13 protein-coding genes and 1 tRNA gene are annotated in these 13,619 nt (G+C 72.8%); 8 read left to right on the top strand and 6 right to left on the bottom strand.

Annotation, left to right across the window (positions count from 1 at the left end; all coding sequences use genetic code 11):
• Nucleotides 1-331: 331 nt before the first annotated feature.
• From HLI28_RS08020 to HLI28_RS08000, 5 genes are all read left to right on the top strand, one after another.
• On the top strand, nt 332-1,000 hold the full coding sequence (locus HLI28_RS08020; RefSeq protein ID WP_343035725.1) for an FtsB family cell division protein: 669 nt from the start codon (nt 332-334) through the stop codon (nt 998-1,000).
• An 88-nt stretch (nt 1,001-1,088) separates the two neighbouring features.
• Nucleotides 1,089-1,544 carry a DUF501 domain-containing protein gene (locus tag HLI28_RS08015; protein ID WP_171247011.1) on the top strand — a complete coding sequence of 152 codons (456 nt, stop codon included), beginning with the start codon at nt 1,089-1,091 and terminating at the stop codon, nt 1,542-1,544.
• A 40-nt stretch (nt 1,545-1,584) separates the two neighbouring features.
• Complete coding sequence (locus HLI28_RS08010) at nt 1,585-2,535, top strand: Ppx/GppA phosphatase family protein (RefSeq protein ID WP_171246990.1); 951 nt, start codon at nt 1,585-1,587, stop codon at nt 2,533-2,535.
• A gap of 162 nt (nt 2,536-2,697) precedes the next feature.
• On the top strand, nt 2,698-4,167 hold the full coding sequence (locus HLI28_RS08005) for an NAD(P)/FAD-dependent oxidoreductase (RefSeq protein ID WP_171246989.1): 1,470 nt from the start codon (nt 2,698-2,700) through the stop codon (nt 4,165-4,167).
• 117 nt (nt 4,168-4,284) lie between these two features.
• A tRNA-Leu gene (locus HLI28_RS08000) sits at nt 4,285-4,358 on the top strand.
• Nucleotides 4,359-4,401: 43 nt separating this feature from the next.
• Here HLI28_RS08000 and HLI28_RS07995 read toward each other — a convergent pair.
• On the bottom strand, nt 4,402-5,346 hold the full coding sequence (locus HLI28_RS07995; RefSeq protein WP_171246988.1) for a LysR family transcriptional regulator: 945 nt from the start codon (nt 5,344-5,346) through the stop codon (nt 4,402-4,404).
• 71 nt (nt 5,347-5,417) lie between these two features.
• On the opposite strand from HLI28_RS07995, the gene HLI28_RS07990 reads away from it, so the two are divergent.
• On the top strand, nt 5,418-6,386 hold the full coding sequence (locus HLI28_RS07990; protein ID WP_171246987.1) for an EamA family transporter: 969 nt from the start codon (nt 5,418-5,420) through the stop codon (nt 6,384-6,386).
• Here the strand turns inward: HLI28_RS07990 and HLI28_RS07985 are convergent.
• Complete coding sequence (locus tag HLI28_RS07985; RefSeq protein WP_171246986.1) at nt 6,362-6,703, bottom strand: DUF6221 family protein; 342 nt, start codon at nt 6,701-6,703, stop codon at nt 6,362-6,364. The genes HLI28_RS07990 and HLI28_RS07985 overlap by 25 nt on opposite strands.
• 77 nt (nt 6,704-6,780) lie before the next feature.
• Here HLI28_RS07985 and HLI28_RS07980 point away from each other — a divergent pair, with 77 nt between their 5' ends.
• Nucleotides 6,781-7,062, top strand: a complete 282-nt coding sequence (locus tag HLI28_RS07980; protein ID WP_171246985.1) for a hypothetical protein — start codon at nt 6,781-6,783, stop codon at nt 7,060-7,062.
• Between the two features lie 13 nt (nt 7,063-7,075).
• On the opposite strand, the gene HLI28_RS15265 is transcribed toward HLI28_RS07980, so the two are convergent.
• Together HLI28_RS15265 and HLI28_RS07970 are read right to left on the bottom strand one after the other, a co-directional pair.
• Nucleotides 7,076-7,750 (bottom strand): winged helix-turn-helix domain-containing protein, encoded by a 675-nt coding sequence (locus HLI28_RS15265; RefSeq protein ID WP_216077510.1) that lies wholly within the window; start codon nt 7,748-7,750, stop codon nt 7,076-7,078.
• A 25-nt stretch (nt 7,751-7,775) separates the two neighbouring features.
• Complete coding sequence (locus HLI28_RS07970; protein ID WP_171246984.1) at nt 7,776-8,027, bottom strand: hypothetical protein; 252 nt, start codon at nt 8,025-8,027, stop codon at nt 7,776-7,778.
• A gap of 251 nt (nt 8,028-8,278) precedes the next feature.
• Between HLI28_RS07970 and HLI28_RS07965 the strand changes: the two genes are divergently transcribed.
• Nucleotides 8,279-11,623, top strand: a complete 3,345-nt coding sequence (locus tag HLI28_RS07965) for an efflux RND transporter permease subunit (protein ID WP_171246983.1) — start codon at nt 8,279-8,281, stop codon at nt 11,621-11,623.
• 39 nt (nt 11,624-11,662) lie between these two features.
• Here the strand turns inward: HLI28_RS07965 and HLI28_RS07960 are convergent, their stop codons facing one another.
• Nucleotides 11,663-12,535 (bottom strand): ABC transporter permease subunit, encoded by an 873-nt coding sequence (locus tag HLI28_RS07960; protein ID WP_171246982.1) that lies wholly within the window; start codon nt 12,533-12,535, stop codon nt 11,663-11,665.
• Nucleotides 12,535-13,446, bottom strand: a complete 912-nt coding sequence (locus HLI28_RS07955) for an ABC transporter ATP-binding protein (protein ID WP_171246981.1) — start codon at nt 13,444-13,446, stop codon at nt 12,535-12,537. The genes HLI28_RS07960 and HLI28_RS07955 overlap by 1 nt, the downstream gene beginning before the upstream one ends.
• Nucleotides 13,447-13,619 lie beyond the last annotated feature (173 nt).

Below are 13,619 nucleotides of genomic sequence, written 5' to 3'. Positions count from 1 at the left end.
GGTCAGAGCACCTCTGCGCGGGTCAGGACTGATCCGGACGGGTCAGGACCGATGCGCGCGAGTCAGGACTGATCCGGACGGGTCAGGATGAGAAGCCGGTACGACCGATGGCCGGTCGCCCCTCCGCGAGGGCGGCCGGCCGTCGTCGTTCCTGGGCCGGGCATCACGGTCCTGACTGGTGCTGGGTCGGCCTGACTCGCGCGCATCGGTCCTGACTCGCCCGCGACCGGCCTGACTCGCGCACGTCGGTCCTGACTCGTGGTCGGCCCGGGCGCGGGCGCGCCGGGGCGGGGTGTGCCGTTCACGCCCCGTGGACCGGCACAATCGGGACGTGTCCTCCCGTCGTCCGACCACGCCCCGAACCCGCCGGGGTCCGACGCGCCCGACCGGCCATCCCGGACCGCGGCCGACGTCGCGCACCGGCGCCGGCCGCCCGCGGGCGTCCTCGTCGTCGGCGTCCGCCCCGAGCGGCGCCTCGCGCCGCCCGGCCGGGCCGTCGCGGGACGAACGGCGCCGCAGCCGCTTCGGGCTGGTCCTGCCCGAGGTGCTCACGGTCCGGCTCATCGTGCTCTCGGTCGTCGTGCTCCTCGCGTTCGTCCTGCTCCTGCCGACCGTGCGCGGCGCGGTGCAGCAGCAGGCGGAGATCGATCGCCTGCGGGCGGAGCTGACGGCCAACCAGGCCGAACGGGACCAGCTGGAGAACGAGCTGGCGCGCTGGGACGACCGGACGTACGTCATCCAGCAGGCCCGGAGCCGCCTGAACTTCGTGCTGCCCGGGGACACCGCCTGGCGTGTCGTCGACGCCGAGGAGATCGAGGTCGACGACGAGCCGGAGACGACGACCGACCCTGCCCCGGCTGTCGGCCCCGGCACCACCGGTGCCCCGTGGTACCAGGCGATGTGGGAGTCGGTGCAGGCCGCGGATCGCGCCGTGGTGGACCCCGGGACGGTCGACGATCCGGCCGACGTGGAGACCCCCGACTCCGGCGGGGGACAATGACCGGGTGAGTCCCGAACCCTCCACCCCGTCCCCCGCGCCGGCACCCGGCGACGACCCGACCGTCGCGACCCCTCATGACCTCGAGGTGATGGCCGAACAGCTCGGCCGGACGCCGCGCGGCGTCGTCGGCATCGCCGCACGGTGCGTGTGCGGGCGCCCGCTGGTGGCGCGCACCGCGCCGCGGCTGCCGGACGGCACGCCCTTCCCGACGACGTACTACCTGACCCACCCCGGCGCCGTCGCCGCGGCCTCTCGGCTCGAGGCCGAGGGTGTCATGAAGGAGATGACCGACCGGCTCGCCGTCGACGACGAGCTCGCCGCCGCCTACCGGGCCGCTCACGAGCACTACCTGGCACGCCGGGCCGAGCTCGGTCGGGTGGAGGAGATCGAGGGCATCTCGGCCGGGGGGATGCCGACCCGCGTCAAGTGCCTGCACGTGCTGGTCGCGCACAGCCTCGCCGCCGGCCCCGGGGTGAACCCGCTGGGTGACGAGGCGCTGGCGATGGTCCGGGACCAGTGGCGCCCGGACCGGTGCTCGTGCTGACGTCGCACGTGTCGGTCCGGGGTGAGAAGGTGCGTCCGTGATGAGCAGCACCCGTGTGGCCGCCGTGGACTGCGGTACGAACTCCATCCGCCTCCTGGTGGCGGACGTCGCCGCCGACGGCACCCTGACCGAGCTGGACCGCAGGATGGAGATCGTGCGCCTCGGCCAGGGCGTCGACCGCACCGGTGAGCTGGCGCCCTGGGCGCTCGAGCGCACCCTGGCAGCGTCGCGCGAGTACGCGAAGGTCGCGGCCGAGCTCGGTGCGACCCGGGTCCGGTTCGTGGCGACGTCCGCCACCCGTGACGCCCGCAACCGGGACGAGTTCGTCGCGGGCGTGCGTGCCGCGCTCGGCGTGGACCCGGAGGTCATCACCGGCCGGGAGGAGGCCGAGCTGTCCTTCCGCGGCGCGACGAGCGGTGAGGCCGCGGCCCACCCCGGCCCCTACCTCGTGGTCGACCTCGGCGGCGGTTCCACCGAGCTGGTGCTCGGCACGACGACGCCGGACGCCGCCGTGTCCATGGACGTCGGCTCGGTGCGCCTCACCGAACGGCATCTGCCGTCCGACCCGCCGACGGCCGACGAGGTCGCCGCGGCGCGGGCCGACGTCGACGCGGCCCTCGACGAGGCCGCCCGGGCCGTGCCGCTGGGACGCGCCGCCACTCTCGTGGGGCTCGCGGGCTCGGTGACGTCGGTGACGGCGCACGCCCTGCGGCTGCCGAGCTACCAGCGGGACGCCATCAACGGCACCGTGCTCGCCGTCGACGACGTGCTGACGGCCTGCGACGACCTGCTGCGGCGTACTCGCGAGGAGCGGCTCGCGCTGGGGTTCATGCACCCGGGCCGGGCCGACGTGATCGGTGCGGGTGCGCTGATCTGGTCGCAGATCGTGGCCCGGGTGCGCGACGACGTCGCCGCGACCGGTGGTGGTCTCACCGAGGTCGTCACGAGCGAGAGCGACATCCTCGACGGCATCGCGCTGTCCCTCGTCTGACCGATCGATCACATCGTGGACACCTTCGGGGTGTCCGTTCTGTCGATCCTGTGGCGCGATGTCGGCGCAAACGCCTGGTCACAGCGGTCCGGGGCGGTGATGGTCGGCACAGGCCGTCACCTCCCGTGCGATCCGAGGTGAGGCAGTCGTAGACTGGTGGTCATGCCTCAGAACGTTCTGTCGACGGACAACCCTGCCCAGGACGCGCCCGCGCCCGCACCGCGCCCCCGCAAGGTGCCTCGCATCGTCGTGCTCGGCGGTGGCTCCGTCGGGCTGTACGTGGCGCGCCGGCTGCGCAAGAAGCTCGGCAAGCGCGAGGCGGCGATCGTCGTCGTGGACCCGCGCCCCTACATGACGTACGCGCCCTTCCTGCCGGAGGCCGGCGCCGGGTCGATCGACGCGCGCGACGTGGTCGCCCCGCACCGGATCGCCCTCAAGGGCATCGACGTGCTGCAGGGCAAGGTCACGAACATCGCCCACGGCGACAAGAAGGTCACGATCTCGCCCGAGGAGGGCATGGACTACGAGGTCTCCTACGACCACCTCGTCGTCGGCCTCGGCTCGGTCTCGCGCACGCTGCCCATCCCGGGCCTGGCGGAGAACGCCATCGGCTTCAAGAACGTCGAGGAAGCCATCGCGGTGCGCAACCACGTGCTCAACCGCATGGACGTCGCCTCGTCCACGTGGGACGCCGACCTGCGCGAGCGGATGCTGACCTTCACCTTCGTCGGCGGCGGCTTCGCGGGGATCGAGGCGCTCGCCGAGATCGAGGACATGGCGCGCTACGCGACCCGCAACTACCCGACCATCGAGGAGTCGGACCTGCGGTTCGTCATGATCGAGGGCGCCGGCCGCATCCTGCCGGAGGTCTCCGAGCCCATGGGCGAGTGGGCGCTCGAGGAGATGAAGAAGCGCGGCATCGAGTTCCACCTCAACACGTTCCTGTCCTCCTGCGAGGACGGCCACGTCGTGACCTCCACGGGTGTCGAGTTCGACACCGAGACGATCGTGTGGACGGCCGGCGTCAAGGCGAACCCGGTCATCAAGGACAGCTCCGACCTGCCGAGCGACAAGATGGGTCGCGTCACGGTCCTGCCGACGCTGCAGGTCGCGCGGACGAACGAGGACGGCACCGAGGGCGAGGTCGTCCCGGACGCCTGGGCCGCCGGTGACTGCGCCGCGGTGCCGGACCTGCTCAACCCCGGCTCGTTCTGCCCGCCGAACGCGCAGCACGCGATCCGCGAGGCCACCCAGCTCGCGGACAACCTGATCGCCCAGCTCAAGGGCGAGTCGCTGGTGGAGTACAAGCACAAGAACATCGGCGTGGTCGCCTCCCTCGGCCTGTACAAGGGCGTGGCGGAGCTGTTCGGCTTCGTCAAGCTCAAGGGCCCCCTCGCCTGGCTCGCCCACCGCAGCTACCACGTCATGGCGATGCCGACGGGCAACCGGAAGTTCCGCATCCTCATCGGCTGGATCGGCCAGTTCCTCATGGGTCGCGAGATCGTCTCCCTCGGTTCGCTGCACGACCCGCGCGACGAGTTCCGCAAGGCCTCGGTGCCTCCGAAGCAGCAGGGTGAGAAGGTCGAGCAGAAGGCGGAGGCCTCCGCGGCCAAGGCGGAGCACGGCGGCTGACGTCCCGGCGAGCACGCATCGGGCGGTCCCGGTCGACGCTCCCGTCCCGTTCGGTATCTTGAGCTGCCGATCGCGACCGGAGCTGTCGATCGAGGCCGCCCGATCGTCGTCCCGCACGCCCCCGTAGCCCAACTGGCAGAGGCAGCCGGCTTAAACCCGGTCCAGTCCCGGTTCGAACCCGGGCGGGGGCACGGGCCGCGGCATCCGCTCGCGGTGGGGAGGGAACCCGGGCGGTCAGGCCGGCGTCGCACCGTCGCGGGGCCGGCGGCCCTCGACGCCGTGACGTCGGGCCGTGTCCGCGGCCGCGGCGGTGAGGCTGTCCAGCACGTGTCGGACGGCCCGGCGTCGGGCGCGGTCGGGTCGCATCACCGCGGAGAGGTGACGCACGGCCGGGACGCCGGTCAGCGGACGGAGCGTGAGCCCGTCATCGACCGGCGTGGTGAACCGGGGCAGCGCCGCCAGCCGTGAGCTGGTCGCGACCAGGGCCTCCACCAGCCGGTTGTCGAGCAGGCGCTGGCGCACGTCCAGCTGCGCCCCCGTGGCCTGCTCGATGGTGCGCAGCACGGTGTCGAACGGGAACCCCCGGGGCACCCCCACCCAGACCTCGTCGACGACGTCGGCCGGCGACACGGTGCCGTGGACCGCGAGACGGTGGTGCGTGGCCATCGCGACGTCGATCGGTTCGTCGACGACGGGCACGACGACGAGACCGTCGGTCCCGGGCGGCCGCACGCTGGTCATGCTGTGCGCGACGACGACGTCGTGGTCGGCGGTCATGGCCCCGTACTCCGCCTCGGCGAGATCGAGCTCGGTCAGTCGCAGCTCGACGCCGCTCGCGGCCAGGTCCCGCTCCAGCGCGGGGAAGAGGTAGGTGGCGGCGCTCGGCAGGGCGGCCACGGAGACCGTGCCCGCGGGCGCGTCGCGGAACGCGTCCCAGCGCGCCTGGACGGCGGACAGCGCGACGGCGACCTCCACCGCGCCGTCCGCGAGCAGCCGGCCCGCGTCGGTCAGCCGGACCCCGCGCCCGTGCGGCTCCACCAGTGCGGCGCCGAGCTCGCGCTGGGCCGTGCGTAGCTGCTGGGACACGGCGGAGGGCGTGCGGTGGGTGGCTGCGGCGACGGCGGAGATGCTGCCCCGGTCCGCCAGCTCGCGCAGGAGCTCGAGGTGCCGGACTTCCATGAAGTCAGCCTACGTCGTCGATGAAGAAAGTTTCGCTTGTCCTTCATCCTCGGTCAGGTCGAGCATGAGGTGTGCCGACCCGTCATCGTCTCCTCGCCGCCCTCGTGGCGCTGCTGTGGGGTCTGAACTTCCTGGCCATCGACGCCTCGTTGCAGCACTACCCGCCGCTGTTCCTGGTGGCGCTGCGGTTCGCCGTCCTGGCGGTGCCGACCGTCCTGCTCGTGCCGTGGCCTGGGGTGCCGGTGCGCTGGCTGATCGGCTACGGCCTCGGCTTCGGCGTCCTGCAGTTCACGTTCCTGTACTGGGGGATGGCGGCGGGGATGCCGGCGGGGCTCGCCTCCCTCGTCCTGCAGGCCTCGGGGCCGTTCACCGTGGTGCTGGGTGCGACGTTCCTGCGCGAGCGGTTCAGCGGCCGCCAGCTCGTGGGCATCCTCGTCGCGGTGGCGGGACTCGCCGTCGTCGGGTGGCAGCGGGCCGAGCACGCCGCCGTCCTGCCCTTTCTGCTGACGCTGGCCGGTGCTTTCGGCTGGGCCATCGGGAACGTGTGCAACCGGCAGGCGAGGCCGCGCAACCCGCTGCACCTGGCCCTGTGGATGTCGGTGGTGCCGCCCCTGCCGATGCTGGCGGTCTCGCTCCTCGTCGAGGGGCCGGACCGCATCGGGGCCTCGCTGGTCTCCTACGACGACCCGGGCGCCGTCGGTGCCGTCGTCGGCCTCGCGTACACGGTGCTGCTCGGCACCGTGGCGGGGTCGGGTCTGTGGACCTGGCTGATGTCGCGACACCCGGCGGGCGTGGTCGCGCCGTTCTCGATGCTGGTGCCGGTCGTGGGCATGACCGCGGCGTGGCTCGTGCTGGGGGAGACGGCGACCCCCGGGGAGCTCGCCGGCGGTGTGCTCGTGATCCTCGGCGTTCTCCTGGGTAGTCGGCTGCCGCGACCCGGGAGCCGACCGGCGTCGGGGAGGCGTGCGGGGCCGCGGGGCACGTCGGAGCAGCGTGCCGCGAGCCCCGCAGCGTCCTACGGCCGCCAGCTCTCCTCGTAGTCCGGGTGGTCCGCGTAGACGGTCCCGAGGGCGGCGACCGTGAGGCAGGGCCATCGCGCACCGGGGTCGGACTCGTTCCCGTGGCCGCAGCGGTAGCAGAGCGTCTCACCGAGATCGCCGATGATGAAGGGTTCGTGCAGCTCCACGATCCGCCGTTTCGCCTCGACCTCCGCCAGCACGCGGGAGGGGTCGAGGCGGGTGAGGTAGTCGGTCAGCAGTCCGTCGTCGGCCACGACGGTCCAGCGGCCGGACGGAACCTCCCGGGCCGCGATCTCGTCCTCGCCGAGTCGCTCTGCCAGGAACTCGAACAGCGTCATGGGCGCATCCTTGCGCCTCCGGGGGTCTCCCGGCTACCTCCGGGACGACGGGGCGCGTCGCGCGCTAGCATTCGAACATGAGTTCGACACGGCGTGGGGAGGGCGACCGCGGCATCGAGCGTGTGCCGCTGCGTGACGTCGCCACCGAGGTCCCGCCCGAGGCGCGCCGGGAGCCGCCGACCCGCCCTCCGGAGCCGTTGCCGGTGACCGCGTGGGTGACGGACGGCCGGGGGAGGACCTTCCGGGCGGACGGCGAGGCGCTCGCCTGGACCCCGCGTGCCGTGTACGTGCGGTACGTCGACCCTGTCGGCCGCGAGGGGTTCGCCTGGCTGTGGGCCTCGGCGGTGAGCAGGCGCTGAGGGCGCCCCGAGGTCAGTCGAGCGGGTCGCCGTGACCCGCGGCGTCGGTGCCGGCGGGTCGTGACGCTCCCTCGTCGGGGACGACCGGGAAGGCGTTGAAGTGGATCTGCACGGGCCGGGACCGCGGGTCCGGTTCCTGGCTCTTGAGCCGGCTGATCTCGGCGGTGATCGTCGCCTGGACGGCCTCGACCAGTCCGAGGAGCTGCTCGGGCGTCGCGTGCGCATTGGCGGTCATGAGGGTGATCGCCTCCTCCCAGCCGGCGGAGTCCGGGATCTGCGCGGGGTCTTCGTTCATCAGGTCGAGGAGTCGCCAGATCTTCTCCTGGCGGGCCTGCTCGAAGCCGGCGCGGACGAGCGAGCGGGTGGTGCGGACGCCCGCGTCGTCGGCCGCCGCCGGCCCGATGACGAGGCCCCCCGGCGTCGCTTCCCACCAGCGTTCGCGGGCGGTGCCCTTGCCCTCGACCTCCCGGACGAACTGGTGCTTGGCGAGCTGGCGCAGGTGGTAGCTGGTGGATCCGCTGGACTCGCCGACGAGCTCGGCCAGGCGGCTGGCGGTGAGGGACCCGTGCACCTGGAGCAGGTCGAGGATCCGGACGCGGAGCGGGTGCGACAGTCCCCGCAGCCGGGCCGCGTCGACCGGGGCGGGCGTCCGGGCGGCGTCCGGTGCCGGCGTGGAGGGGTCCGTCATGTCACGACCGTACTGTGCCGAGACCTCAGCGGAGACCCAGCGGGTTGATCTGCGCGGTGTTGTCGCGCGTCCGCTCGACGGCGAGGTGCTGGTGTCGGCCCCGGGTGCGGCGGTCCCGGGCGTGCGCGTCACGGTGCTTCGCACGGCTGGCGCGGTGCTCCGCTCGGGCGGTGAGGGTGTCGCTCAGGTGGGTGCCGGCGTCGACCAGCAGCCGTGCGACGTGGTCGCCGACGCGGTCGACGACGGTCGGACGCGGTGCGGTGGCGGTGAGCATCATGGCGTCTCCTGCGGTGAGGTCTGGTGGAGGTCCAAACATAGCGCTGCAAAGACATCTTTGCCAACAGTTGTTTGGAAAGTGTGTCCAGGCTCACGGCACGAGCGTGCTGGCCCGATCGGCGACCGGTCCCGGACGGGCCGTCGGCGTGACGTGCGCCACGGTGCGGTGGACCACCCCCGGGAACTTCGTATGCTGAGGATCCGTTGTGCTCCCGTACGACCGTCGCTGATCGTCCACGCCCTGGAGTGAGTGTGTTCCGCCTTGCCCGCCTGTCCCTGGCGAACCGCGCCGTGGTCGCCCTGGTGACCGTCGCGATCTTCGTCTTCGGCACCCTGAGCCTGACCTCGCTGAAGCAGGAGCTCATCCCCTCCCTCCAGTTCCCCGCCGGCGTGGTCCTGGCGACGTACCCCGGCGCCTCGCCGCAGGTCGTCGAGGAGAACGTCACCGAGCAGATCGAGGCGGGGGTCCAGTCCGTCGACGGCATCGAGTCCATCAGCTCGACCGCCTCGACGGGAACCTCGACCACGACCGTCGAGTTCGCCTACGGCACCGACATGGACGCCGCCACGCAGCGGCTGACCACCGCCATGACGCAGATCCAGTCCGCCCTGCCGGAGGACGTCGAGCCCCAGGTCATCACCGGGTCCCTCGACGACCTGCCCGTCATCCAGCTCGCCGCGGCCGGTGCGGGCGACGACCTCGCCGAGCTGGCCGACCAGATCGACGCCGTGCTGGTGCCGGACCTGGAGGACATCGAGGACGTCCGCTCCGTGACGGTCAGCGGCGCGGTCGACGACCAGATCCTCATCGACGTCGACCCCGGCGACCTCGCCGACGAGGGACTCGACGTCGCGCAGGTCACCCGGGTGCTCACCGACTACGGCACCGTCGTCCCGGCCGGGACGGTCACCGAGGAGGGCGACACCTACTCCCTCCAGGCCGGCACCCGCCTCGGCAGCCTCGAGGAGCTGCGGGAGATCCCCCTCGTGCCGACGGTGTCCGCCGCGTCGGCCGACGGAGCGACGGACGGTCCCGCGGCCGTCGCGCCGGGTGCCGAGGGCGCGGTGCCGCCGTCCGGGATCGACGGCGCCGCCACAGCCCCGGCCGACGGCAGCGCCGGCACGGAGCCCGAGGGCCTGCCCGACGCCAACGCGCCTCCGGCCCCACCGGAGCCGGTCCTGCTCGGTGACGTCGCCGACATCTCCGTCGCCCCGTCCGAGCAGACCTCCTTCTCGCGCCTCGACGGCGAGCCCTCGCTGGGCATCGCCATCATCAAGACGCCGCAGGGCAACACCGTCGACGTCTCGCACGCCGTGCAGGAGGCCATCGACGCCAACGCCGCCGAGCTCGAGGAGGCCGGCATCACCACCGCCGTCGTCTTCGACCAGGCGCCCTTCATCGAGGAGTCCATCGAGGGGCTCGCGACCGAGGGTGGGCTCGGTCTCGTCTTCGCCGTGCTGGTCATCCTCGTCTTCCTGCTGTCGATGCGCGCCACGCTCGTCTCTGCCGTGTCCATCCCGCTCTCGCTGGCCACGGCGTTCCTCGTCATGGACGTCACCGGCTACACCCTCAACATCCTCACGCTGGCCGCCCTGACGATCTCCATCGGCCGCGTGGTCGACGACGCGATCGTGGTCATCGAGAACATCAAGCGACACCTGTCGTACGGCGAGGACAAGAAGAGCGCCATCCTCACCGCGACCGGTGAGGTCGCCGGCGCCATCGCGGCCTCGACCATCTGCACCGTCGCCGTCTTCCTGCCGCTCGGCCTCGTCTCCGGCATGACCGGGGAGCTGTTCCGCCCGTTCGCGTTCACCGTGGCCATCGCGATGCTCGCCTCGCTGCTCGTGGCCCTGACGATCGTGCCGGTCCTGGCGTACTGGTTCGTCAAGGCCCCGAAGGGTTCCGAGGAGGCCACCGACGGCGGCCGGGCGATCCGCGAGGCGGCCGAGGCCAAGGAGCGCCGGGGCCTCTGGCAGCGGGCGTACGTGCCCAGCCTGGCCGCCTCGCTGCGCCACCCGTGGATCTCGCTGCTGCTGGCCGTCGGCATCCTCGGCGGGACGCTCGCCCTGGTGCCCCGCCTGGAGACGAACTTCATCGGCGACTCCGGTCAGGACACGCTCGCGGTGACCCAGACGTTCGAGAACACCGCCTCGCTCGCGGCGCAGGACGACGCGGCCCGCGAGATGGAGCAGGCGATCGCCGCCGTCGACGGCGTCGAGACGGTGCAGACCTCCGTCGGGGCCGGCGACTCGCCCGAGGCGGCGTTCTTCGGCGGGGGTGCCGCGCCCAGCGCGAGCTTCTCCGTGACGCTCGACGAGGACGCCGACGGCGTCGCCGTGCAGGACGAGGTCCGCACCGCGGTCGAGGGTCTCGCCGACGACGGCCCCACGACGGAGATCAGCGTCTCCACCGGGGACTCCGGGTTCGGGGGAGCCGACACGATCGACCTGGTCGTCCGGGCGACGGACCTCGACGACCTCGGGACGGCGTCCCGGACGGTGCAGGACGCCGTCGCCGACCTCGACGGCGTCGCCGAGGTGACCAACAACCTCGCGACGGCCCAGACGGTCCTCCAGGTGGACGTCGACCGGGAGGCCGCGGCCGAGGCCGGGCTCAGCGAGACGCAGGTCGCCGCCGTCGTCTCCGGCGAGATGACCCCGGAGCAGACCGTGGGCGAGGTCGACCTGGGCGACGGGCCCCTGGAGACCCTGGTCGTGACCGGTGAGGCGCCCGAGACGGTCGGGAAGATCGAGAGGATCAAGATCCCGACCGCCTCCGGGACGGTGCGCCTGAACGACGTGGCCGTCGTGGAGGAGGTGGAGACGCCGGCCTCGATCAGCCGCGCCGACGGGCAGCGGTCCGCCACGGTCTCCGTGACCCCGGGCGCCCAGGACCTCGGCACCTTGAGCGCCGAGGTGTCCGCCGCCATCGAGGGCCTCGACCTGCCGGCCGGGGCGACCGTCGAGGTCGGGGGTGTGACCGCGGACCAGGAGGAGGCGTTCGCCGACCTCGGCCTGGCCCTGCTGGCGGCGATCGCGCTGGTCTACGTGATCATGGTCGCGACCTTCAAGTCGCTGATCCAGCCGCTCATCCTGCTGGTCTCGGTGCCGCTGTCCGCCACCGGTGCGCTGGTCGCGCTGCTGGTCACCGACACCCCGCTCGGGGTCGCGGCGCTCATCGGCGTGCTGATGCTGGTCGGCATCGTGGTGTCCAACGCCATCGTGCTCATCGACCTCATCAACCAGTACCGCCGACGCGGCCGCACCCTGGAGGACGCGGTGCGCGAGGGCGCCCGCAAGCGACTGCGGCCGATCGTCATGACGGCGCTGGCGACGATCTTCGCGCTGACCCCCATGGCGTTCGGGTTGACCGGTGGTGGCGCGTTCATCTCCCAGCCGCTGGCCCTGGTCGTGATCGGCGGCCTGATCTCCTCGACGCTGCTGACGCTGCTCATCGTCCCGGTGCTCTACACCCTGGTCGAGAGCCGCACGGAGCGCCGAGCCGTCCGCCGGCGTCGGCGGGCCGAGAAGAAGGAGCGCCCGGTCGTCGAGCCCACGGACCGCGAGACGACCGCCGCGGGGGCGGCCGGCTGAGCCGGGTGGTGGCCGCGACGCCGGCCGGGGGTTCCCCGGTCAGGCATCGCGGCGCCGCCACGCGACGCCTGCCGCGACCAGCAGCGCGACCGTGTACCCCGCCAGGACGCCGTACCCGACCCACGGCTCCAGCAGCGTGGGCGGGGTGACACCGGTCGAGATGATCCGCTCCCCGGCGACCGAGGGCAGCAGCTTGTTGACCCATTCGGCCCAGACCGCGTCCGACGCCGAGACCACGATCTGGAAGATGATCGGCAGCACGAAGAACAGCGCCACGAGAGTGAAGATCGCCCCGGCCGTGTGCCGCAGCAGCGCGCCGACGGCCAGGGAGAACGCCGCCACCGTGGCGAGGTAGAGGACGCAGCCCACCAGCGCACGGACCTGGTCCGCATCGGACAGGTCGACCGGCAGCCCCGCGGAGTCCAGGATCGGCATCGTGACCAGCACGGCCACGCCCAGGGCGAGCGAGATCACGACGACGGTCGCCACCACGACCACCACCAGCTTGGCCCACAGCGCGGGCAACCGGTGCGGCACGGCGGAGAACGTCGCGCGGATCATCCCGGTCGAGTACTCGTTCGTGACGGTCAGCGCGGCCAGCACCGCCACGGCGAGCTGGGCGAACGAGTAGCCGAGCGTGACCGCCGTCGTCCCCGTCAGGCCCAGGGCCTGCAGCCCCGGGTCGGAGGACATGCCCTCCTGCATCTCGGGTTCGGTCGAGGCGGTGTTCAGCAGGGACGCCATCATCAGGGCGAACCCCACCATGAGCAGGGCCGTGATGAGCACCGTCCAGACCGTCGAGCGCAGCGACCTGAACTTGATCCATTCCGCGCGCAGCGCACCGACGAACGAGACGGGCCGCACGGGCACCTGCGAGGTCGGTGCGGCGGGGGAGGCGGCGGTCGCGGTCATCAGGAGACCTCCTCGGCGTGGTACTCGACGGCGTCCGAGGTCAGCGACAGGTAGGCGTCCTCGAGCGTGGACGAGACCGGCGTCAGCTCGTGCAGCACGAATCCTTCGGCGGCGGCGAGCTCGCCGATGCGCGCGGCCTCCGTCCCGGCGACGTCCAGTCCGCCGTCCTCGGACGCCGTGACCTGGGCGCCCGCCCGGCGCAGCGCCTCCGCCAGGGCCGTGGGCTGCGGGGTGCGGACCCGGACGCGGCGACGGGCGGCGTCGTCCAGCAGCTCGGCGACGGACGTGTCGGCGAGGATCCGGCCCCGTCCGATGACCAGGACGTGGTCGGCCGTCTGGGCGACCTCGCTCATCAGGTGGCTGGACAGGAAGACCGTGCGTCCCTCCGCGGCGAGCCGGCGCGCGAGGTGGCGCACCCACAGCACGCCCTCCGGGTCCAGCCCGTTGACGGGCTCGTCGAGGATGAGCGTGCGCGGGTCGCCGAGCAGCGCCGCCGCGATGCCGAGCCGCTGCCCCATCCCGAGCGAGAACCCGCCGACCCGCTTGCGCGCGACGTCCGTCAGGCCGGTGAGGTCGATCACCTCGTCGACGCGGGAGTCCGGGATGGCGTGCGTCGCGGCCAGCGCCTGCAGGTGCCGGCGCGCGGTGCGTCCCGGGTGCACCGCCTTGGCCTCCAGCAGGGCGCCGACCTCCGCCAGGGGGCGTGCGTGGTCGGCGTAGGGGCGTCCGTTGACGGTCACCGTGCCCGCGGTCGGTCGGTCCAGGCCCATGACCAGCCGCATCGTCGTCGACTTGCCGGCACCGTTCGGGCCGAGGAACCCGGTGACGACGCCGGGGCGCACGGTGAAGGAGACGTCGTCGACGGCGAGCTTGTCGCCGTACCGCTTCGAGAGGCCTCGTGCCTCGATCATGGGCGCCACTCCTTCGTCGGACGCTGCACGCCGCTGGTCCCGAGCCTAGCGCCGGGACGCCGCCGAGGGCGGGAACGTGTGACAGGGTCCGCGCGTTGCCTAGGATGAGTGTCACGGCCAGCGACCCGGCACTGCGCGCGACAACCCGTCGTGCGCATCCGGCAGCCGCGACC

The organism is Isoptericola sediminis, assembly GCF_013085345.1.
GTDB lineage: Bacteria > Actinomycetota > Actinomycetes > Actinomycetales > Cellulomonadaceae > Isoptericola > Isoptericola sediminis.
Note: the sequence above shows the minus strand (reverse complement) of the source record. Positions and strands in the feature narration are given on the sequence as shown.

What these genes read in the sequence shown, in the direction of transcription:
- HLI28_RS07955 (WP_171246981.1), bottom strand. Translation starts at nt 13,446, where the DNA reads ATGATCGAGGCACGAGGCCTCTCGAAGCGGTACGGCGACAAGCTCGCC.
- HLI28_RS07980 (WP_171246985.1), top strand. Translation starts at nt 6,781, where the DNA reads ATGAGTTCGACACGGCGTGGGGAGGGCGACCGCGGCATCGAGCGTGTG.
- HLI28_RS07995 (WP_171246988.1), bottom strand. Translation starts at nt 5,346, where the DNA reads ATGGAAGTCCGGCACCTCGAGCTCCTGCGCGAGCTGGCGGACCGGGGC.
- HLI28_RS07960 (WP_171246982.1), bottom strand. Translation starts at nt 12,535, where the DNA reads ATGACCGCGACCGCCGCCTCCCCCGCCGCACCGACCTCGCAGGTGCCC.
- HLI28_RS08015 (WP_171247011.1), top strand. Translation starts at nt 1,089, where the DNA reads ATGGCCGAACAGCTCGGCCGGACGCCGCGCGGCGTCGTCGGCATCGCC.
- HLI28_RS07985 (WP_171246986.1), bottom strand. Translation starts at nt 6,703, where the DNA reads ATGACGCTGTTCGAGTTCCTGGCAGAGCGACTCGGCGAGGACGAGATC.
- HLI28_RS15265 (WP_216077510.1), bottom strand. Translation starts at nt 7,750, where the DNA reads ATGACGGACCCCTCCACGCCGGCACCGGACGCCGCCCGGACGCCCGCC.
- HLI28_RS07970 (WP_171246984.1), bottom strand. Translation starts at nt 8,027, where the DNA reads ATGATGCTCACCGCCACCGCACCGCGTCCGACCGTCGTCGACCGCGTC.
- HLI28_RS08010 (WP_171246990.1), top strand. Translation starts at nt 1,585, where the DNA reads ATGAGCAGCACCCGTGTGGCCGCCGTGGACTGCGGTACGAACTCCATC.
- HLI28_RS08005 (WP_171246989.1), top strand. Translation starts at nt 2,698, where the DNA reads ATGCCTCAGAACGTTCTGTCGACGGACAACCCTGCCCAGGACGCGCCC.